Source organism: Streptomyces sp. NPDC008092 (assembly GCF_042957285.1).
Lineage (GTDB): Bacteria > Actinomycetota > Actinomycetes > Streptomycetales > Streptomycetaceae > Streptomyces.
The window spans coordinates 316,466-336,781 of record NZ_JBIBHY010000008.1 but is presented as its reverse complement, the minus strand read 5'-3'; the positions used below and the strand labels follow the sequence as shown (position 1 = coordinate 336,781).

At 73.1% G+C, this 20,316-nt stretch carries 22 protein-coding genes; 17 read left to right on the top strand and 5 right to left on the bottom strand.

Translation table 11 applies throughout. The features are described from left to right. Positions 1–193: 193 nt before the first annotated feature. Positions 194–1,381: a pyridoxal phosphate-dependent aminotransferase gene (locus ACFZB3_RS27055; protein ID WP_391379419.1), complete on the bottom strand. Its 1,188-nt coding sequence runs from the start codon at positions 1,379–1,381 to the stop codon at positions 194–196. A gap of 184 nt (positions 1,382–1,565) precedes the next feature. Between ACFZB3_RS27055 and ACFZB3_RS27050 the strand changes: the two genes are divergently transcribed. The 9 genes from ACFZB3_RS27050 to ACFZB3_RS27010 all read left to right on the top strand — a co-directional run bounded on the left by ACFZB3_RS27050 (position 1,566) and on the right by ACFZB3_RS27010 (position 10,208). Continuing rightward, entirely contained in the window at positions 1,566–1,982 is a 417-nt protein-coding gene (locus tag ACFZB3_RS27050) for a hypothetical protein (protein ID WP_391379417.1), read from the top strand. A 134-nt stretch (positions 1,983–2,116) separates the two neighbouring features. Beyond that, positions 2,117–2,404, top strand: a complete 288-nt coding sequence (locus ACFZB3_RS27045; protein WP_391379414.1) for a hypothetical protein — start codon at positions 2,117–2,119, stop codon at positions 2,402–2,404. A 331-nt stretch (positions 2,405–2,735) separates the two neighbouring features. Then, positions 2,736–3,266, top strand: a complete 531-nt coding sequence (locus tag ACFZB3_RS27040) for a DUF2617 family protein (RefSeq protein WP_391379412.1) — start codon at positions 2,736–2,738, stop codon at positions 3,264–3,266. Positions 3,267–3,350: 84 nt separating this feature from the next. Next, complete coding sequence (locus ACFZB3_RS27035; protein ID WP_391379410.1) at positions 3,351–5,057, top strand: polyamine aminopropyltransferase; 1,707 nt, start codon at positions 3,351–3,353, stop codon at positions 5,055–5,057. 85 nt (positions 5,058–5,142) lie between these two features. Next, positions 5,143–5,886 carry an SRPBCC family protein gene (locus tag ACFZB3_RS27030; protein ID WP_391379408.1) on the top strand — a complete coding sequence of 248 codons (744 nt, stop codon included), beginning with the start codon at positions 5,143–5,145 and terminating at the stop codon, positions 5,884–5,886. 271 nt (positions 5,887–6,157) lie between these two features. Further along, the gene (locus tag ACFZB3_RS27025; protein WP_391379406.1) at positions 6,158–6,955 is read left to right on the top strand and encodes an aldose 1-epimerase; all 798 of its coding nucleotides are present in this window, start codon (positions 6,158–6,160) and stop codon (positions 6,953–6,955) included. Between the two features lie 10 nt (positions 6,956–6,965). Next, positions 6,966–7,514, top strand: coding sequence for an orotate phosphoribosyltransferase (pyrE, locus tag ACFZB3_RS27020; RefSeq protein WP_391379404.1), 549 nt, complete (start codon positions 6,966–6,968; stop codon positions 7,512–7,514). 161 nt (positions 7,515–7,675) lie between these two features. Then, positions 7,676–8,698: a class II fructose-bisphosphate aldolase gene (fbaA, locus tag ACFZB3_RS27015; RefSeq protein ID WP_391379402.1), complete on the top strand. Its 1,023-nt coding sequence runs from the start codon at positions 7,676–7,678 to the stop codon at positions 8,696–8,698. Between the two features lie 67 nt (positions 8,699–8,765). Next, positions 8,766–10,208: a DHA2 family efflux MFS transporter permease subunit gene (locus tag ACFZB3_RS27010; RefSeq protein WP_391379400.1), complete on the top strand. Its 1,443-nt coding sequence runs from the start codon at positions 8,766–8,768 to the stop codon at positions 10,206–10,208. On the opposite strand, the gene ACFZB3_RS27005 is transcribed toward ACFZB3_RS27010, so the two are convergent. Genes ACFZB3_RS27005 through ACFZB3_RS26995 form a run of 3 tightly spaced genes read right to left on the bottom strand, consistent with a single transcriptional unit; the run spans position 10,205 to position 12,413 of the window. Then, positions 10,205–10,882: a hypothetical protein gene (locus ACFZB3_RS27005; RefSeq protein WP_391379398.1), complete on the bottom strand. Its 678-nt coding sequence runs from the start codon at positions 10,880–10,882 to the stop codon at positions 10,205–10,207. The two genes, ACFZB3_RS27010 and ACFZB3_RS27005, sit on opposite strands and share 4 nt — an antisense overlap. Next, positions 10,879–11,934, bottom strand: a complete 1,056-nt coding sequence (locus ACFZB3_RS27000; protein ID WP_391379396.1) for a metallophosphoesterase — start codon at positions 11,932–11,934, stop codon at positions 10,879–10,881. Before ACFZB3_RS27000 ends, ACFZB3_RS27005 begins: the two co-directional genes overlap by 4 nt. Then, positions 11,931–12,413 carry a plastocyanin/azurin family copper-binding protein gene (locus tag ACFZB3_RS26995; protein WP_391379394.1) on the bottom strand — a complete coding sequence of 161 codons (483 nt, stop codon included), beginning with the start codon at positions 12,411–12,413 and terminating at the stop codon, positions 11,931–11,933. The genes ACFZB3_RS27000 and ACFZB3_RS26995 overlap by 4 nt, the downstream gene beginning before the upstream one ends. Positions 12,414–12,587: 174 nt before the next feature. Here ACFZB3_RS26995 and ACFZB3_RS26990 point away from each other — a divergent pair, with 174 nt between their 5' ends. The 4 genes from ACFZB3_RS26990 (at position 12,588) to ACFZB3_RS26975 (ending at position 15,309) form a co-directional block, all read left to right on the top strand. Further along, positions 12,588–13,190, top strand: a complete 603-nt coding sequence (locus tag ACFZB3_RS26990) for a sigma-70 family RNA polymerase sigma factor (RefSeq protein ID WP_391379392.1) — start codon at positions 12,588–12,590, stop codon at positions 13,188–13,190. Positions 13,191–13,215: 25 nt separating this feature from the next. Further along, positions 13,216–14,001: a zf-HC2 domain-containing protein gene (locus ACFZB3_RS26985; protein WP_391379391.1), complete on the top strand. Its 786-nt coding sequence runs from the start codon at positions 13,216–13,218 to the stop codon at positions 13,999–14,001. A 245-nt stretch (positions 14,002–14,246) separates the two neighbouring features. Continuing rightward, on the top strand, positions 14,247–14,675 hold the full coding sequence (locus ACFZB3_RS26980) for an ATP-binding protein (protein WP_391379389.1): 429 nt from the start codon (positions 14,247–14,249) through the stop codon (positions 14,673–14,675). A 214-nt stretch (positions 14,676–14,889) separates the two neighbouring features. Next, positions 14,890–15,309 (top strand): hypothetical protein, encoded by a 420-nt coding sequence (locus ACFZB3_RS26975; protein WP_391379387.1) that lies wholly within the window; start codon positions 14,890–14,892, stop codon positions 15,307–15,309. Positions 15,310–15,329: 20 nt separating this feature from the next. Here the strand turns inward: ACFZB3_RS26975 and ACFZB3_RS26970 are convergent, their stop codons facing one another. After that, entirely contained in the window at positions 15,330–15,749 is a 420-nt protein-coding gene (locus tag ACFZB3_RS26970) for a DUF3151 family protein (RefSeq protein WP_391379384.1), read from the bottom strand. A 181-nt stretch (positions 15,750–15,930) separates the two neighbouring features. Here ACFZB3_RS26970 and ACFZB3_RS26965 point away from each other — a divergent pair, with 181 nt between their 5' ends. The 4 genes from ACFZB3_RS26965 (at position 15,931) to ACFZB3_RS26950 (ending at position 20,296) form a co-directional block, all read left to right on the top strand. Further along, positions 15,931–16,773, top strand: a complete 843-nt coding sequence (locus tag ACFZB3_RS26965; protein ID WP_391379382.1) for a tryptophan 2,3-dioxygenase family protein — start codon at positions 15,931–15,933, stop codon at positions 16,771–16,773. After that, positions 16,766–17,974 carry a kynureninase gene (kynU, locus tag ACFZB3_RS26960; protein ID WP_391379380.1) on the top strand — a complete coding sequence of 403 codons (1,209 nt, stop codon included), beginning with the start codon at positions 16,766–16,768 and terminating at the stop codon, positions 17,972–17,974. The genes ACFZB3_RS26965 and kynU overlap by 8 nt, the downstream gene beginning before the upstream one ends. A gap of 176 nt (positions 17,975–18,150) precedes the next feature. After that, on the top strand, positions 18,151–19,026 hold the full coding sequence (locus tag ACFZB3_RS26955; protein WP_391379378.1) for an alpha/beta hydrolase fold domain-containing protein: 876 nt from the start codon (positions 18,151–18,153) through the stop codon (positions 19,024–19,026). A 322-nt stretch (positions 19,027–19,348) separates the two neighbouring features. Further along, positions 19,349–20,296: an alpha/beta hydrolase gene (locus ACFZB3_RS26950; protein ID WP_391379376.1), complete on the top strand. Its 948-nt coding sequence runs from the start codon at positions 19,349–19,351 to the stop codon at positions 20,294–20,296. Positions 20,297–20,316: the final 20 nt, after the last annotated feature.

Sequence of the window (20,316 nt, the reverse complement as noted above, 5' to 3'; positions counted from 1 at the left end):
CGCGCTCTCGTCGAGACGTCGAGATGTCGAGACGCGCGGTCGGCCGGTCGAATATCACGTGTGCTGGTCAGGCACACCTCCCCCGCGCCCTCCCCCTCAGGGCTTTACAAGAGTTACACAGGAAACAGGAGTTCGGTAGAGGGTTTCTTTACCTGAAGCAGACCAAACGCCGTACCGCGCGGCGCCTCCGTGGCTAGGCGAGCTGCCGCAACCGCTCCGCCGCCTCCTTCAGTACCTCCGCCCGCTTGCAGAACGCGAACCGCACGAACGGGGCCCCCGCCTCCCGGTGGTCGTAGAAGACCGCGTTCGGGATGGCGACGACGCCCGCCCGTTCCGGCAGCGAACGGCAGAACGCGAAGCCGTCGGTCTCGCCGAGCGGGCGGATGTCGGTGGTGATGAAGTACGTGCCGGCGGTGTCGTAGACCTCGAAGCCCGCCTCCGTCAGGCCCGCCGCGAGGATGTCCCGCTTGGTCTGCATGTCGCGGCGGAACGCCTCGAAGTACGCGTCCGGCAGGGCGAGGGCCTCCGCGACCGCGTACTGGAAGGGGCCCGACGCGACGTACGTCAGGAACTGTTTCGCCGAGCGCACCGCCGTGACCAGCTCCGGCGGCGATGTCACCCAGCCGACCTTCCAGCCGGTGAAGGAGAACGTCTTGCCGGCCGAGCCGATGGTGACCGTGCGCCCGCGCATGCCGGGGAGGGTCGCGAGGGGCACGTGCTCCGCCTCGTCGTAGACCAGGTGCTCGTACACCTCGTCGGTCACCACCAGCAGGTCCCGCTCCACGGCCAGTTCGGCGATCGCGGTCAGCTCGGTGCGGGTGAGGACCGTGCCGGTCGGGTTGTGCGGGGTGTTGACCAGGAGGAGCCGGGTGCGCGGGGTGACGGCCGCGCGCAGCTCGTCGAGGTCGAGGCGGAAGGCGCCGGCGTCGGGGCGCAGGGTGACCGGGACCCGGATGCCGCCCGCCATCGCGATGCTCGCCGCGTAGGAGTCGTAGTACGGCTCCAGGGCCACGACCTCGTCCCCCGGTTCCAGGAGGGCGAGCAGGGCGGCCGCGATGGCCTCGGTGGCGCCGGCGGTGACCAGCACCTCGGCGTCCGGGTCGTACGACAGCCCGTAGCGGCGCTGCTGGTGCGCGGCGACCGCGGTGCGCAGTTCGGGGACGCCCGGACCCGGCGGGTACTGGTTGCCGCGCCCCTCGCGCAGCGCGCGCACGGCGGCCTCCCTGACCTCCTCGGGACCGTCGGTGTCCGGGAAGCCCTGCCCCAGGTTGATGGCGCCGGTGCGCAGGGCGAGGGCGGACATCTCGGCGAAGATCGTGGTGCCGAACTCGGCCAGCCGGCGGTTCAGGAGCGGGCGTTCGCTGGAGGTCATGCCGGTCATCCTGCGCCCTGGCTCCGGAGTTCCTCAACCCGGCTTCCGGGCGGGCACCTGCGGCGACACCCCGACGGCGGTGCGGGCCCCGGTCGCGGTGCCGAACGATTGCGGCCATGCTGGCAGGAGAGCATGGCCGACTTCGCGCGGGCGCCGTCCGACGGTGACCGCGCTGCACAGGAAGGTTGCTGCCATGACAACGGTGCCGAGCAGACCAGAGCGCGGACCCGGGGGGCCCGGCGGCAGCGGAACGACCAACGGCGCCTCCTTGTTCGCCGGGAGCATGATGATGCTCAGCGGCCCCCTCAGCATCCTGATGGGCGCGTCCGGCATCGCACACGACACGCTGTTCGCCGCGTCCCGGTACTCCTACCGGTTCGACGTGACGGCCTGGGGCTGGATCCACCTCGTCATCGGGCTGGCACTCGTCGTCGCCGGCCTGGGGGTGCTGACGGAGCAGGGCTGGAGCCGCGGGGCCGGCATGGCGGTGGCGGCGATCAGCCTGATCACCCAGTTCATGTTCGTTCCGTACTACCCGCTGTGGGCCATCCCCGTGATGACACTCGACCTCCTGATCCTGTTCGCGCTGACGAGGGGCCGGATGGCCTGAGAGACCCTCAGAAGTTCCTCAACTCCGCTTTGGCCGCCACGACGGCCGGGCATCCCCAGTCCACGCCGCGCTCGCGCGGCGGCCGGGGCGCCCACGGGGGGTCGCCTTCGGGGGAACGGAAAGAAGGTGACGCCATGGGCACCGTCTTCATCGTGGTGGCCGCGGTCATCTGCCTGGCGGTCGTCGCGGCGGCGGTCCGCCGGGGCGGCGGGACCAAGGGGGCGTACCGCGGCGGCGGGTCCTCGTCCTACGACAGCTCCGGCAGCTGGTGGGCCGGGGACTCGGGGTCGTCGTCCTCGCACGGCGGCGGACATCACGGCGGCGGCCACTCCTGCGGCGGCGGGCACTCCTCGTGCGGCGGCGGCTCGTCCTGCGGCGGCGGCTCGTCGTGCGGCGGGGGCGGCTGCGGCGGGGGCAACTGAGCCGCCCGGCGGCGGCGGAGGACCGGGGCGTCCGGACGGAGAGCAGAGGAGCTCTCGCCGGGCGCCCCGGCGTGCGCCGGAAAGAGTGGGGCGCACAACTTGGTTGAACAGTTGAGCTGTGGAGCCCTCTGAGGGATGGAAACCCCACGAAGTTGGGTAAAAACGCTGTGGCGGCACCACAGTTCATGATTCCCTCTAAATCACCAAAGCAGCACCTCGGACGTCCTGACGACACCCTCCCCCGGCTGGGCCGGCCGGGCCGATCTCCCGGTGTCGACCGAGGTGCGCCGGACCACACTCCTCCCCTTTTGCGTGCTAGCGGAGCCGACCCATGCTCACGACCCTGAACACCACCTACACCGATACGCGCGCGGCCGACCTCGCCTGGGCCCTGGGACGCGAGCCGCTGCCCGCCCTGGCCACCCTCGACCTGGAACTGACGGGGGCGAAGCTGCAGTTGAGACTGCTCGGCGCCTCCCACCAGGTACTCCTGGAGGAGGAGTGCGGCGGCTGTTCGGAGACGGTGGCGTGCATCCCGGGGTCCAGTACCCCCCTGCCGCTCGGGGTCGCCAAGCGCATCGGCGACTGGGAGTACGAGTTCGCGGCCCGCGTCGAGGTGCTGTCACCGGGCTCCTTCGCGGGCCGCGCCCAGGAACTGCTGGCCCTCGTCTCCGAGCATCCGCACGGCCTCGCCGGGGTCTTCCCGGGCAGCCCGCACGCCTTCACCGCGATGCTCGCCCAGCGCCACGAGGGCCAGGTGCACTGGCGCACCTGGCACGCGTACCCGCAGGACGGCCAGCTGGTCGCGACCCGGACCCGGGTCGGTGTACGGGTCCCGGTGCCTCAACCCGTGGCCGGATGACATAAACCAACGGGGCGGCAAGGGCCCGGAGTTCCACACGTGTGGGTGACGAAGCGTACCGAGCGAGTGACGTAACGTCGCAGAGTGATCGATCCGCACGCACCCGCCCCGCCCGGCACACCGCCGTCCTGGGGCACCCCCGCGCGGCTGCCCGTGCGGCCGGGGACGGGCCGTTTCCTGGTCCTGGCGTGCGTGTTCGTCTGCGCGGCCTGCGGACTGGTGTACGAACTCGAACTCGTCGCCCTCGCCTCGTACCTGATCGGCGACTCGGTCACCCAGGCCTCCGTCGTGCTGTCCGTGATGGTCTTCGCGATGGGCGTCGGCTCACTCGCCGCGAAACGGCTGCGCTGGCACGCGGCGGCCGGGTTCGCCGCGGTGGAGGCCGCGCTGGCGCTGGTCGGCGGCTGCAGCGCCATGGCCCTGTACGCCGTCTTCGCCTGGACCGGCGGCTGGGGCGGCCTGTGGGCGGCCGGCCCGCGCTGCCTCCTGGTCGCCTTCTCCCTCGCCATCGGCCTGCTCATCGGCGCCGAGGTGCCGCTCCTGATGGAACTCATCCAGCGCATCCGCCGCCAGGACGCGGGCGGCGCGGTCGCCGACCTGTTCGCGGCCGACTACGTGGGCGCCCTCGTCGGCGGCCTCGCCTTCCCGTTCCTGCTGCTGCCCTTCCTCGGCCAGCTGACGGGCACCCTGCTCACCGGCACCGTCAACGTCGTCGCCGGGGGCGCCCTGGTCCTCGGCCTGTTCCGCCGCGACCTGTCCCGCCGGGCCCGCTGGACCCTGCTCGTCGCGGGCGTCACCGTCCTCGGCCTCCTCGCCTCCGCCGCCGTCCTCGTCGGCGACTTCGAACGGGCCGCACGGCACGCCGTCTACGGCGCCGACGTCCGGGTCGCCCTCCAGACGGACGTCCAGGAGATCGTCCTCACCGGCGGCACCCACGGCCGCCCCCTCGACCTCTTCCTGGACGGCCGGCTGCGGGTCGGCGGCCACGACGAACGCCGCTACCACGAAGCCCTCGTCCACCCCGCGATGACCGGCCCGCACGCGCGCGTGCTGATCCTCGGCGGCGGCGACGGCATGGCCGCCCGCGAGGTGCTGCGCCACCCCGGCGTCGACCGCGTCGACATCGTCGAACTCGACGCGGGTCTGGTTCGCCTCGCCCGCCACGACCCGGCCCTCGCCGCCCTCAACGGTCACGTGTACGACGACACGCGCGTCCACGTCCACACCGCCGACGCCTTCCACTGGCTGCGCGAGGCACCCCGCGCCGGGGACTCCGACTCCTCCGGCTCCTCCGGCTCCTCCGATTCCTCCGGCTCTTCCGGCTCTTCCGGCTCTTCCGGCTATGACGTCGTCATCGCCGACCTGCCCGACCCCGGCATCACCGCCAGCACCAAGCTGTACTCGGAGGAGTTCTACGGCCTCGTCCGCCGCGCCCTCGCCCCCGGCGGCCGCCTGGCCGTGCACGCCGGACCGGTGCAGGCCCGCCCCCACGCCTTCTGGACGGTCGCCGCGACCATCCGGGCGGCAGGCCTCGCCACCACCCCCTACCGGGTCCTCGGCCGGGACGCCGGTTTCGCCCCGGGCCCCGACCGCTCGGCGGGCGAGTCCAGGGCCCCGCACGACTGGGGCTTCGTCCTCGCGACCGCGGGCCGCCGCGGGCCGCCGCTACGCCTGCCGGCCGGCGGCCCGCGGCTGCGGACGCTCACGGAAGAGGGACTGGAGCGGGACGCGCTGAAGGCGCCGGCGGCCGGGCTGCCGCCGCCGTCGACGCTGGTGCACCCGCGGTACTGAGCGGATCCGGGCGTCAAGGAGGCTCGCAGGGTGGCGCGCGTCGGGGAGGTTGTGGCGGACCGACTCGTGGGTAGGCTCAGTCGCCATGGAGCACCAGGTGTACGTCCCGGCCCCGGCCTCGCGGCTCAGGGAGGCGCTGGCCGACCCCGCGCGGGTCGCCCGGGCGGTCCCCGGCCTCCAGCAGGACGCGGGCGCCGACCCCGGCACCGGCCGCCTCAAGGTCCGCATCGGCAGCCACTCGATCACCTACCGGGGCTCCCTGCGCGTGACCGCCCACGACGACGGTTCCTACGCGGTCGACGGCGACGCCACCGAGGCCCGCGGCACCGGCACGGTGAAGCTGGCGCTGACCTTCCGCCTCGCGGAGACGGGCGAGGGGTGCACCGTCACGGTGACCGGTACGGCCTCCGCCGACGGCCGGGTCGCGGAGCTGGCGGCGGAGGCGGTGGAGGCGGCGGCGACGAGGTTGCTGAGCCGTTTCGCGGAGGGGCTGGGGGAGCCGCCCGCGGACGAACCGGCCCCGGTCTTCGAGGCGGAGGTCCCGACGCCGGCGCCGGAACCGGTGACGGAGCCGGTGGTGGAACCGGTGGTGGAACCCGTGGTGGAGCCGCTTCCCGAGATTTTCGCGGAGGCGGCGCACGCGCGCCGGACGATGATCGGCCGCAGCGCGGAGGAGGTGGACCACGCACCGCCGAGGGGGCGGTACGCGCCGGTCCCGGCGCCGCAGACGGTTACGGGGGCGTCGGCCCTGCGCTGGGCCGCGCCGGCGGCGGCGCTGGCCTTGGCATCGGCGATCGTGGTGACGAGGGCGTTGCGGCGCCGGCGTTGAGCTGTGCGGGTTGGCTGGGGCGGGGGTGGGGACGCTCACCGGCGCTGGCCGGGCGCCGCCCGCGCCCACCCGTGCCGCCCTGGGGGCACCTCCCAGGCCCTTAAGGCACTGGGGGAGGCACGACTGCCCGCGGCTGGGGAGATACGGCGGGCGAAGCGTCCCTTCAGGGGCGCTGGGGGTCCCCCCGGCCGAAGGCTGGGGGAGGAACTGCGCGACCAGCCCCCACCCACCCGCACCCGAAACTCGACGCCCTCCCCACTACTCTCATCCCGTGAGTAACGAAGACATCACGCTGACCGCAGGCGACGTCACCCTCCACCTGCACCCCGGCAACGGCGGCCGGATCGCCGGACTCGAAGTCGGCTCCCTCGAACTCCTCCGGCAGGGCGACCGCTTCGGCTGCTTCCCGATGGTCCCGTGGTGCGGCCGGATCCGGGACGGCCGTTTCCGCGACGGCGCCACCACCGTCCAGATGCCCCTCAACTCCCCGCCGCACGCCATCCACGGCACCGCCCGCGACGGCGCCTGGCGCACCGCGCGGCTCTCGGCGACCGAGGCCGTGATCACCCGCGACCTCGGCGCCCCCTGGCCGCACCCCGCCCGCGTCACCCACGTCGTCCAGCTCGCCGAGGACTCGCTGACGCTGACGATGTCCGTGGAGACGTACGACGACTCCTTCCCGGCACAGATCGGCTGGCACCCGTGGTTCAACCGGAACCTCGGCGGCCAGGACGCCCAGGACGTGCGGGTGGACTTCACCCCCGCCTGGCAGGAGGAGCGCGGCGAGGACCACCTGCCCACCGGCAACCGCGTCGACCCGAAGCCCGGCCCCTGGGACGACTGCTTCGGCATGCCCGACGGCGTCGACGTCACCCTCACCTGGCCCGGACAGCTGGAGCTGAAGGTCGCCAGCCGCGAGCAGTGGGTCGTCGTCTACGACGAGCAGGCGGAGGCCGTCTGCGTGGAGCCGCAGACCGGACCGCCGAACGGGCTCAACACGCTGCCCCGGCTCGTCACCCCGCTGGAGCCGCTGGAAGCCACGACCACCTGGACCTGGACGCGCCTCTAAGCTGGTCGGCATGACGGACGTACGCGCTGAGCTGCTGCAACAGATCAAGGACAAGGCCGTGGTGCACGGCAGGGTGACCCTGTCGTCGGGGCTGGAGGCCGACTACTACATCGACCTCCGCCGCGTCACCCTCGACGGCGCGGCCGCCCCGCTCGTCGGCCAGGTGCTGCTGGACCTGACGGCGGACCTGGAGTTCGACGCCGTCGGCGGGCTGACGATGGGCGCCGACCCGGTCGCCGGCGCCATGCTGCACGCGGCCGCCGCGCGCGGCCGGCATCTCGACGCCTTCGTCGTGCGCAAGGCGGCGAAGGCGCACGGCATGCAGCGCCAGGTCGAGGGTCCGGAGATCAGGGGCCGCCGCGTCCTGGTCGTCGAGGACACCTCCACCACCGGCGGTTCCCCGCTCACCGCCGTGGAGGCCGTGCGCGCGGCCGGCGCCGAGGTCGTCGCCGTCGCCACCATCGTGGACCGCGCCACCGGCGCCGCCGAGAAGATCCAGGAGGGCGCCGGGGTGCCGTACCTGTTCGCCTTCTCGAAGGATGAACTGGGTCTGGACTGACACCCGGTTGACGAGTGGGATTGACCCGGATTCGACCGGAGCCAGGAGCATCGGTTCATGTCTGGAAAGATGGGGACGACGACGACGTCGCACTCCAAGGTCTAGGTCAGGGCCGTAAGAAAACAGCAGTACGCCGACCCGCACACTCAAGGAGCGGACAGATGCCCATCGCAACCCCCGAGGTCTACAACGAGATGCTCGACCGGGCGAAGGCAGGCAAGTTCGCCTACCCGGCCATCAACGTCACCTCGACCCAGACCCTGCACGCGGCGCTGCGCGGCTTCGCGGAGGCGGAGAGCGACGGCATCGTCCAGATCTCCACGGGTGGTGCCGAGTTCCTGGGCGGCCAGTACAAGAAGGAGATGGTGACCGGCTCGGTCGCGCTCGCCGAGTTCGCGCACATCGTCGCCGAGAAGTACCCGGTCAACGTCGCCCTGCACACGGACCACTGCCCGAAGGACAAGCTCGACGGGTACGTGCGTCCGCTGCTCGCGATCTCCGAGGAGCGCGTGAAGAACGGCCGCAACCCGCTCTTCCAGTCGCACATGTGGGACGGCTCCGCCGAGACCCTCGCCGACAACCTCGCCATCGCGCAGGAGCTCCTGGAGCAGGCCCGCCGCGCCAACATCATCCTCGAGGTGGAGATCACCCCGACCGGCGGCGAGGAGGACGGCGTCTCCCACGAGATCAACGACTCCCTCTACACCACGGTCGACGACGCGATCCGCACCGCCGAGGCGCTCGGCCTCGGTGAGAAGGGCCGCTACCTGCTCGCCGCCTCCTTCGGCAACGTGCACGGCGTGTACAAGCCGGGCAACGTCGTGCTCCGCCCCGACCTGCTCAAGGAGCTGAGCGACGGCGTGGCCGCCAAGTTCGGCAAGCAGTCGCCGTTCGACTTCGTCTTCCACGGCGGCTCCGGCTCCACCGAGCAGGAGATCCGCACCGCGCTGGAGAACGGCGTCGTGAAGATGAACCTCGACACGGACACCCAGTACGCCTTCACCCGTCCGGTCGCCGACCACATGTTCAGGAACTACGACGGCGTCCTGAAGGTCGACGGCGAGGTCGGCTCCAAGAAGACCTACGACCCGCGCACCTGGGGCAAGCTCGCCGAGGCGAGCATGGCCGCACGCGTCGTAGAGGCCACGCAGAACCTGCGCTCGGCGGGCAACAAGATCAAGTAAGCCGCATTACGGTCAGGACCCGGCGTTCGTCTGTCTACGGCGCCGGGTCCGCTGTATACCTGGAACCATGCCCGATGTCCGGATCGCCTCAGCCCAGGGCAAGTGGATCCTGATCACCACCGTCCTCGGCTCCAGCATGGCGCTGCTGGACTCGACGGTCGTCAACGTCGCCCTGCCCCGTATCGGGCAGGACCTGGACGCGAGCCTGTCCGCGCTCCAGTGGACGATCAACGCGTACATGCTGACGCTGGCCGGTCTGATCCTGCTCGGCGGCTCGCTCGGCGACCAGTACGGCCGCCGGAAGATCTTCGTGATCGGGGTCGTCTGGTTCGCGGCCGCGTCCCTGATGTGCGGCCTGGCCCCGACCGACGCGATCCTGATCGCCGCCCGCGCTCTCCAGGGCATCGGCGGCGCCCTCCTCACGCCCGGCTCCCTGGCCCTCATCCAGGCCTCCTTCCATCCCGACGACCGGGCCCGCGCGGTCGGCCTGTGGTCCGGCTTCGGCGGCATCGGCGCGGCGGTGGGGCCCTTCCTCGGCGGCTGGCTGGTGGACGGGCCGGGCTGGCGCTGGGTCTTCCTCCTCAACGTCCCGCTGGCGCTGCTCTGCGTCCCCATCGCCCTGCGCCACGTCCCCGAGTCCGCCGACGGCCGCGCGCACGGCCGATTCGACGTCCTCGGCGCGGTGCTGGGTGCCCTGGCGCTCGGCCTCGTGACCTTCGCGCTGATCGAGGCCGGGACCACCTCGCTGCTCGCCGTCGCGGGCGTCGCGGCCGGCGTGGCCTTCGTGTACGTCGAGAAGCGCCGCCGGGACCCGATGCTGCCCCTGGACATCTTCGCCTCCCGCCAGTTCACCGCACTCAACATCGTCACCCTGTGCGTGTACGGCGCGTTCGGCGGCTACTTCTTCCTCACGGCGCTCCAACTCCAGGTGGTGGCGGGCTACTCGGCGCTGGCCGCGGGCACGGCCCTGCTCCCGACGACGGCCCTGATGCTGCTCTTCTCGGCCCGCTCGGGCGCCCTCGCCGACCGTATCGGCCCCCGCATCCCCCTCACGGTGGGCCCGCTGCTGTGCGCCACCGCGATGCTCCTGATGCTGCGCGTCGGCGAACACGCGAACTACCTGACCGACGTCCTCCCGGCGGTCCTCGTCCAGGGTGTCGGCATGGTCACCCTGGTCGCCCCGCTCACCGCGTCCGTCCTCGCCTCCGTGGACACGGCCCGGGCCGGCATCGCCAGCGGCATCAACAACGCGGCGGCCCGCGCCGCCAGCCTGATCGCGGTGGCGGCGCTGCCGCTGATCGCCGGGATGGGCCCGGAGGCGTACCGGTCGCCCTCGGCCTTCGACGCGGCGTTCGACCGGGCCATGCCCGTCTGCGCCGGCGTCCTGGTGGTCGGCGCGGCCCTGGCCTTCGCCCTGGTCCGCAGGCCGGCCCCGGGCTGCGTGCGCCCGGAGTGCCGTACCCACGGGAACGTGACGTCGCCGCCGATCGAGGCCGAGGGCCGGCCCTAGCCCCGCCCGCGGAGCAGGGCCGTCCGCAGGTCGTGCTCGGTGATCTGGTCGGCGGGGCGGTGGAGGGTCCAGCGGCGGGCCTCGCCGCCGTCCATGGGCTGTACCTCGACGACGGTGTCCAGCGGCGGGCGGCCGTGTGCGTCACGGCCGAGCTGGCGGACGACGACGGCGGTGTCGTCGTCCAGGCCGAGCAGGACGCGCACGGTGTCCCTCAGTTCGCGCAGCCGCGGGCTCGGCCAGGCGCTACCCGGGCGTGGTTCCAGGGGCGGGGCAGGTGCCTCCCGCCGTCCGGCCGCGGCCGCGGCCGGCTGCCAGGCCGCGAGGAACACAAGCGTGCCGGTCTCGGCGAGGAGGCTGAGGCCGGCCTGCGGCGCGGGCTGCAGACCGTGCTCGGTGAACCCGAACACGCCGACCGTGCGCGAGGCCGCGAAGCCGCCGAGGGCGCCGAGTGCGACGCCGGCCGCGGCGGCCCGCAGCAGCGGGGGTGGCGTCCCCGCCGCCAGCAGGACCGCGAGGGCGAAGGACGCGCCGGCCTGGAGGAGGAACAGGGGGCCGACGACGTGGACGTGGCGGTACCCGTCGACGTACAGCTGGGCGTGGACGTATCCGCCGGCGGCGAGGGTCGCGGCGGTCGCCCACCGCAGGGTGTGGGTGAGGAGCCTTCGGTGGTTCATGCCAGCCTCTCGTCCTTGACGGCCAGTTCGCGGTCGCCCCGCCGGTAGCCGACGCTGCGGATGCCGAGCGCGGCCCTGAGCTGCCGGGCGGGGACGACCTGCGGGGTGGGGGCGGGGGCGCGGCCCGGTCTGGGCAGCGGGTAGGCGGTGGTGGTGGCGGAGTGGAAGGTGATGTTGCCCTCGGTCTTCGTGAAGAGCTGGTGGACGTGCCCGTTGAGACACGTGACGGAGGAGAAGCGGCGCAGCAGGGCGATGACCTTGAGGGCGTCGTCGGTGCTCCAGCCCCACTTCGGGTACATGGCGAACAGCGGGATGTGGCTGAAGACCACCACGGGGGTGTCGGAGGACAGCCCGGCGAGGTCCTTGCGGACGAAGTCGATCTGGCTGTTGCCGAGGTGGCCGAGCTTCTCCAGGCTCAGGGTGTTCACCAGGGCGACGAAGTGCACGCCGTGGGTGTCGAAGCTGTACCAGCCGTCGCCGAGCGTGCCCGCGCCGAAGGTCCGCCGGTAGGCGCGGCCCGCGTCGCCGATGGAGTCGTGCTCGCCCGGCACGGTGAAGACGCGGTCCGTCCTCAGCCTGGACATCATCTGCTTGACCTGGTCGAACTGCCCGGTCGTGGACAGGTGGGTCAGGTCGCCGCTGTGCATGACGAAGTCGGGCCGGAAGCCGAGCGAGTTGACCTGGTCGACCGCTTCGGTGAACGAGCCGGCCACGTCCGTGTTCGCCGGGCCCTGGAACCCGATGTGGCTGTCGGAGACCTGCACGAACCGGAGCGTGCCGCTGTCCGCCGCGGTGGTGTCGGCGGCTCCGACGGCTCCGGTGGTACCGGTGGTGCCGGTCGCGGCTTCGGCGGTGCTGCCCCGGGAGCCGGCGATGTGGCTGATCACCTCTCCGCCGGCCACGGTCAGCACCACCGCGCCGCCGAACCACCCCGCGTGCCGCATGAGCTGGCGGCGCGTCATGCCGTGCTCCGTGGCGGGTTCACCGCGGTCACCGGGTTCACCGGTCTCGTCGTGGGCGTCGTGGGCGTCGTAGGCGTCGTGGGCGGTCATCGGGTCACCTCCACGGTGGCGGTCATGAACGGATGGACGGTGCAGAGGTACGCGTAGGTGCCGGGCCTGGTGAACGTGTGGCTGTAGGTGGCGTGGGTGGCCATGGCCGGGGAATGCAAGGGGCCGCCCGGTCCGGTGCTGGTGACGGTGTGGGCGTCGGTGTCCTGGTTGGTCCAGGTCACCGTCGTACCCACCCGCACCTTCAGCGTGGCCGGCGAGAACGCGAAGTTCTTGATCGCGACGGCGTCCCCGGTCACCGCCGTTTCCGCGCCCGGATGCCTCGTGGGCATGCTCATGCCGGACATGGGCGGTGCGCCCGGCCGGGAGGCCCCGGCGGACGAGGAGTGCGGCGACGTGCCGCATGCGCTGAGCAGCCCCAGCGTGCCGACGGTGGCGAGGGCGGCGAGGGCCAGCCCGGCCGCGGTGCGTGATCGTCGGCCCGGTGTGCGGGGCTTCGGGGGGTGGTGTGTCTCGGTCACGTCTGATCCGTCCTTTGCCATGGGGGGCTTCTTGTCGGGCTCCACGGATGGCGACGGCCAAACGGTTCGGCATAAATGCACATTTCTCGGATTTCTCCACCGCGATGCGGAGCGCTACCCGTACGGCGCCCTGCGTTACAGGACAAAGAACTGCATATGCGCGATCATCGACTTATGCCCCGGAGTTTCCGAAAACGTGAGCAAAGGGTTGATCCGGATCGCCCCGCGCACCGTGTCTCCGGTAGAGGAACGCTTTCGACCGCGGACGAGGAGCTGCTGCGCACGCTGTACGCGGAGCACGCAGGGCCCCTGTTCCACTACGTGCTGCGACTGACCTCGGGAGACCGGCAATGGGCGGAGGATGTGGTGCAGGAGACGCTGCTGCGGGCGTGGCAGCACCCCGCGGCGTTCGAGCCCGCACGCGGCCCCGCGCGGGCATGGCTGTGCACGGTCGCCCGGCACCTGGTCATCGACGCCCACCGGGCCCGGCGGGCCAGGCCAGCCGAGACCGGCGGCGAGGCGCTGGAACGGGCCGCCGAGCAGACACCGGGCGAGGACGAGATCGAGCAGGCACTGCAGAGCTGGGCGGTTGCCGACGCCCTGCGGGCGCTGTCCCCCGATCACCGCGCGGTGCTGCTGGAGACCTACTACCGGGGGCGGACCATGGCGGAGGCCGCGCAGGTGCTGGGCATTCCGGTGGGCACCGTGAAGTCGCGGACGTACTACGCCCTGCACGCCCTGCGGCTGGCGCTCCAGGAGCGGGGGATCGAGCCGTGACCGTGGTGTGCGGGAGGTGGCGACCGTGAGTACGGAGCACGATGCCCTCCGGGTGGCGCTGGGCGGATACGTCCTGGGCACGCTGCCCGCGGCGGAGACGGAACAGGTGCGCGTCCACCTCGCGGAATGCGACGAGTGCCGGGCCGAACACGTCCGGCTGGCGGGCCTGCCCGCGCTGCTGGCGACGGTGACCGCCGCCGAGGCCGAGGCCGCGGGCGGGACGCTGCCGACGGCCGACGGCGCACTGGCCGACCGGCTGGTGGCCCAGGCGGCCGAGAGCACGCAGGTCTCCTCGCCCGCACGGCCGGCGGTGCCCGCGCCGTCGCAGCCGGGTGTGCTGGAGAGCCTGCTGCAGCGGGCCGCGGCCCGGCGGCGCCGGAGCCGGCGCCTGCAACTGGCGGGCGCCGCCGCCTCCCTGGCGTTCGTCGCGGCGGCGGCCGGCGGCACGTGGCTGGCCACGGTCGGAACCGTGACCAGCCAGGCGACGCCGCCCGGGGCGACCGCGCCGACCGCCTCGCGCACCTTCTCCGGAAGCGATCCCGCGACCGGCGTCACCGCCTCGGTGCAGGTCTACCCCTCCGCCTGGGGCAGCGTCCTGCAGGTCCACGCCAAGGGGGCGCCCGCCGGAATCACCTGCCGGCTACAGGCCGTCGGGCCCGGCGGCGCCAGGGCGGACGGCGCCACCTGGCGGGCGGGCGAATACCCTCCGGGCACCACGGTCCAAGGGGCGGTCGACATGTCCCCGGAGGCCATCCAGCACTTCGAGATCCTCGCGGGCGACGGCCAGAAGCTGGTCACCATCCGGGCGTGAGGCGTTGTGGCTGCTGCTGCTGCTGCTGCTGCTGCTGCCGCCGCCGCTGCCTGCCGCTGTCGTAGGCCTCCGCGGAAGCTCGCGAAATTCGTCACAAAAGGTGCGAACAGCTCGAACCGTCGGACATGCGCCATCCGTGGAACTGAATGAGCGCGCCCCCGCAGGACCGGTACACCGGCCGCCCCGACGCTTTCGGCGGTCTCCCCGTCCCGGTCTCCGCACCTCCACGGAAGAGCCAGAAGACCATGTTCGTGACCGATTCGCCCCGCCCGAGTTCCCTGCCCGGCGAGCCCAGCCGCTACCAGGCGCTGCTCACCCTGCCCGCGCAGGAGGCACACGTCCCCGCCGCCCGCCACTTCGCGGCCGACCTGCTGGAGACCTGGAGCGTGCCCGCGAGCGAGCGGGACTCCGCCGTCCTCATCGTCGACGAACTCGCCGCCAACGCCGCCCAGTACGGCCGTGAGCACATGACCCTGTCGCTCGTCCTCGACCACGGCACCCTGCAGATCGTGGTCACCGACTCCGGCATGACGGTGGAGCGCCGACACCGCGACACCGCTCCCGACGAACACGGCCGCGGCACCGGCATCGTCCAGTACCTCGCCCAGTCGACCGAGGTCCACCAGACCCGCGGCGGCCGCGAGGTCCGCGCCTGCCTGAGGTGTTCGGCATGACCGGCCCCGGCGCCACCGGCGCCACCGGTGCCACCGACGCTGTCGGCGTTCCGGGCGAGCCGCGGCACCAGGTCACCGTACGACCCCACGAGTGGGCCCTCGCGACCCACAGACCGTGCCCCGTCGACGACTGCCCGGGACCGGCCCGGGTCCACGAATCGGCACCGTGCCGGCGCTGCGGCACCGGCCCCCGCGTACCGGCGGAGCGATGACCATGGACGTCACTTCGGACACCCGTGCGGAGACCGGCGCCCCGCCCGCGCACCGGGCCTACGCGAACGCGCCGCAGCTGCGCCGCGAGATGCACCGGCTGCTCGCGCTCGGGGCGGAGCGCGACGGCCGCCGGGCCTGGCCTGTCACCGGCACCCCGGCCGACGTCGACACGGCGGCGGCCGAACGGGCCTGGCTGCTGCGCAGGGCGGCCCTCATGGACCGGATGGCCCTGGGCGGCGGCTCCGGCCCGGCCGCGGCCGCCGCGGAGACAGCCGGGGAACTCGTCCGGTACGACCGCCGCCATCCCGGTCTGGCGGCCGGGCCGTACCACCCCGACGTGATCACGCCCAGGCCCGGACACCGGCTCTACGTCCGCCAGGAGTACGCCGCCTGGACGGCCGCCGGATGCCCCGGAACCTGAACCGGCCCTGCTGCCCGTGGCTATCCGTGCAGCTCGGCGTACGCCTCCGCGCTGCTGTCCTTCAGGAACTGCCAGCAGCGCTCGTACTCGTCCTTCTCGCCGATCTCACCGGCGGCGCGGGCGAGCGCGGCGAGGCAGCGCAGGAAGCCCCGGTTGGCCCGGTGCTCCCAGGGCACGGGACCGTGCCCCTTCCAGCCGGCGCGGCGCAGGGCGTCAAGACCGCGGTGGTAGCCGGTGCGCGCGTAGGCGTACGACTCGACGACCGCGCCGCGCTCGAACGCCTCCTCGGCGAGCAGCGCCCAGGCCAGCGAGAAGGTCGGGAACTTGGCCGCCACCTCGACGGGAGCCAGCGACTCCTCGCTCAGCAGGCGGTACGCCTCTTCGTTCTCCGGCAGATTCGTCGGCTCCGGGCCGCCGAGCAGGTTCGTGTGCGTCGTCATGGCGCAAGTTTGCCACCGTCGGGGGCCTCCCCCGCGTCCCGTCGGCCTCCGGAGGGCCGTCCGGCGGCGGGCGGCCTTGCCGTTTCCGGGTTACGTTGCGGAAGATGCCGGTGGGGACCGGGGCCCCCGTGTCGGCATCGGCAGGGGCGGACCGCTACCCGGAGTACTACAGGAGACAGCGATGTCCCATGAGGCTCTCGAAAATCACGAGCCCGAGACCCCGCATCTCGACTTCGCCGGCACGACGCCGTACGAGGACTACGTCAAGGCCGACGTGCTCACCCATCTCCAGCACACCCTCTCCGACGATCCCGGAGAGATGGTCTTCCTGGTCACGACCCAGGTGATGGAGCTGTGGTTCACCGTCATCGTCCACGAGTGGGAGACGGCCGCGGCGGCGCTGCGCGGCGACGACATCCCCACCGCGATCGCCGCGCTGAAGCGTTCCGCCCGCGAGCTGGAGGCGCTGAACGCCTCCTGGAGGCCGCTCGGCCAGCTCACCCCGGCCCAGTTCAACTCCTACCGGTCCGCCCTCGGCGAGGGCTCGGGTTTCCAGTCGGCGATGTACCGGCGGATGGAGTTCCTGCTCGGCGAGAAGTCCGCGTCCATGCTCGTCCCGCACCGCGGCGCGCCACGGGTGCACGCGGAACTGGAGAAGGCGCTGCACGAGCCGAGCCTGTACGACGAGGTGGTGCGGGTGCTGGGGCGGCGGGGGTATCCGATCCCGGACGCGGTGCTGGTGGAACGTGACATATCACTGCCCTATACACCTTCCGAAGCCGTCGAGGCCGCCTGGACCGCCGTCTACTCGGGCGACGAGCACGCCGACCTCGCCCGCCTCGGCGAGGCCCTGACCGACGTCGCCGAGCTCGTCTGGCGCTGGCGCAACGACCACCTGGTCGCGACCCGCCGCGCCATGGGCGCCAAGGTCGGCACCGGCGGCTCGGCCGGGGTCGCCTGGCTGGAGAAGCGCGCCCGCAAGAACGTGTTCCCGGAGCTGTGGACGGCGAGGTCCCATGTCTGAGCAGGCCCTGAGGGCGGAGAAGCTGGACGCGTCGGACGAGCTGGCCGGGCTCCGCGACCGCTTCGTCCTCGATGACGTCGTCTACCTCGACGGCAATTCCCTGGGCGCCCTGCCCGCGCACGTCCCCGGCCGCGTCGAGGACGTCGTCCGCCGGCAGTGGGGCGAGCTGCGGATCCGGTCCTGGGACGAGAGCGGCTGGTGGACGGCGCCGGAGCGGATCGGCGACCGGATCGCCCCGCTGGTCGGCGCGGCGGCCGGCCAGATCGTCGTCGGCGACTCGACGAGTGTCAACGTGTTCAAGGCACTCGTGGGCGCGGTACGGCTGGCGGGGGAGGGCCGCGACGAGATCCTGGTCGACGCGACGACCTTCCCCACGGACGGCTACATCGCCGAGTCGGCGGCCCGGCTGACGGGTTGCACCCTGCGCCCGCTCACGCCGGCCGAGGTCCCGGCGGCGCTCGGCGACCGTACCGCCGCCGTGCTCCTCAACCACGTCGACTACCGCACCGGACGCCTGCACGACCTGCCCGCCCTCACCGCCGCGATCCGCGCGGCCGGGGCCGTGTCCGTCTGGGACCTGTGCCACAGCGCGGGCGCGCTGCCGGTGGGCCTCGACGAGCACGGGGTCGACCTGGCGGTCGGCTGCACCTACAAGTACCTGAACGGCGGCCCGGGTTCCCCGGCGTACCTGTACGTCCGACAGGAGCTGCAGGACCGCTTCGACTCCCCGCTCCCCGGCTGGAACTCCCACGCGGAGCCCTTCGGGATGCGCCCGGCGTACGAACCGGCGGGCGGGGCGGTACGCGGTCGCGTCGGCACCCCGGACATCCTCTCCATGCTCGCCCTGGAGGCGGCGCTTGAGGTGTGGGAGGGGGTGCCGGTGGCGGCCGTGCGCGCCAAGTCCCTTGCCCTGACGGACTTCTTCCTGGAGTGCGTCGAGGCCTACGTCCCGGCCCGCGGGGTCGAGTGCGTGACCCCGGTGGCCCACGAGGAGCGCGGCAGCCAGATCGCGCTGCGCTGCCCCGGCGCCGGGGACGTGATGAAGCGGCTGATCGAGCGGGGCGTGGTCGGCGACTTCCGGCACCCGGACGTGCTCCGCTTCGGCTTCACCCCGCTGTACGTCGGCTTCGCGGACGCGGAGCGGGCGGCGCGGGTGCTGGCGGAGGTGCTGGCGGAGGGACCGGGAGCGGCGCTCGCCTAGCGACATGGCGACATAGTGATCCCCGGGCAAGGGCCGGGACGGTACAGAACCGAGCAATCCTCACCGTGCGTGACATCCGCGTGTCGGCGCACGTCACGGGCCTGATACCGTCCCGGCCAACGGCCGAATTCCCCACCTGGTCCGCCAACATCATTACGTCGCTGAGAGGTTGGAGCATGCCGGACGACGACGCAGCAGCCCGGGCCGCCGCCGAGGAGGAGTCGGCCTTCTCGCACCCGCACGTCGCGCCCGACGCCACGGCCGCCTACGGCGACCATCCCGACCAGGTGATCGACTTCTACGGCCCGCGCACCGACGACCCGCTGGCCCCGCTGGTGGTGGTCCTGCACGGCGGCGCGTGGCGTGCGCCGTACGACCGCGGCCACATCACCCCGTTCGCCGACTTCCTGGCCCGGCGCGGTTTCGCGGTGGCCAACGTCGAGTACCGGCGCGGCCCGGCGCTCCCCGCGCAGGGCGGTACGGCCCCGGTGGCGGGCCGCTGGCCGGACACCTTCGACGACGTGGCGGCGGCCCTGGACGCCCTGCCGGACCTGGTCCGCGCGGCGGTGCCGCGGGCGGACCTGCGCCGTACGGTCCTCACCGGCCACTCGGCGGGCGGCCACCTGGCGCTGTGGGCGGCGGCACGGCACGTCCTCCCGGCGGACGCCGCGTGGCGCACCGCCGGCCCCGCGCTCCTGCGGGGTGTCGTGGCCCTGGCCCCGATCGCGGACTTCGCGATGGCCGAGAAGCTGGACGTCTGCGGCAACGCGGCCCTCCAACTCCTCGGCGGCGACGAGAAGTTCGCCGACCGTCAGCCCTACGCCGACCCCGCGCTGCTGCTCCCGACCGGCATCGCGACCACGCTGGTCCAGGGCCGCACGGACGTGGTCGTCCCGCAGGCGGTCGCCGAGTCCTACGCGGATGCGGCGGCCAAGGCGGGCGAGGTGGTGGGCCTGACGCTCCTGGAGGAGGTCGGCCACTTCCCCCTCATCGACCCGGCGGCGGACGCCTGCGCGGTGGTGGCGGAGGAGATCGCCCAACTGGCCTGGTGACGGGCCGCCCCTGAGCCCTTCCCCGCATACCCGTAGTACCTGAGAGCTACCTCCCAGGTGAGCTCTCCGGCGGGACGCGAACGACACGGTCCGCTCCGTAATTTCCCGATCAGACAAGCCCGACGGCCGGGCGAACTGAGCGGGGGGACCGACCATGACGGCGGCGACGGGGGAGCGGCAGGGGCTAGAGCAAGAGCAAGGGCAAGAGCAAGGGCAAGAGCAAGAGCAAGAGCTGGGGCAGCGGCAGGGGCACGGGCCGGGTCGGGGGCGTCGGCGCGGAAGGCTGCGCCGAGCCCTCCTCACCACCCTCCTCACCGCCGCGGTGGTCCTCCCCCTCTCCGCGGCCGTCCGGCCCCGGATCCCCGCCCCGCCGCCCGCCGCTCTCCCCGCCCGCCTCACCCCGGCCGCCCTCGCCTCCGTCTACGAGGCCAACCGCGAGAACGCCGAGCGGGCCGCCCGCATGGCCGCCGCCGACGGCGCCCTCTCCCGCGCCGCCGCCGACCGTGCCCTCGCGTCCCCCTCCCGTCACCTCCTGCACCTCGACGCCCGCGGCACCGGCCAGGTCACCGAGGTCCTCGGCGACCTGCCGTACGCGACGCGCATCGCCGTCCTGGTCCCCGGCTCGGACACCACCCTCGACACCTACGCCCGCTTCCACACGGCGGCCGAGTCCCTCTACCGACGCCTCACCCGCGAAACCCACGACCGCGAAGCCCACGACCGCGAGCGGCGACGCACCCGGATCGCCGTCGTCGCCTGGCTCGGCTACCGGACCCCCGCCACGGTCAGCACCACGGTCCTCACGCCGGGACGGGCCGCCGAAGCCGCCCCGCTCCTGCGCGAGTCCGTCCGCGAGCTGCGCGCCCTCACCGTCCCGGGGCCGGCGTCCGTCGCGCTCCTCTGCCACTCCTACGGCACGGTGGTCTGCGCCCGCGCCGCCCCCGCCCTCACCGGCCTCGGCGTCACCGACATCGCCCTGGTCGGCAGCCCGGGCACCGGCGCCGGCTCGGCCGCGGCCCTGCACACCCCAGCCCGGATCTGGGCGGCCCGGGGAGCGGACGACTGGATAGCCGACGTCCCGCACGTCCACGCCGACTTCTTCGGCACGACCGTCGGCTTCGGCACCGACCCCGTGTCCCCGTCCTTCGGCGCCCGCGTCTTCGCGGCGGGCCCCGGCGGCCACAGCGACTACTTCACCCCGGGCTCGGCCTCCCTGGCCAACCTCGCCCGGATCGTCCTCGGCGAGACGACGGAGGTCACCCGTGCGTAAGCCGCCCGAACCCCGCCTCC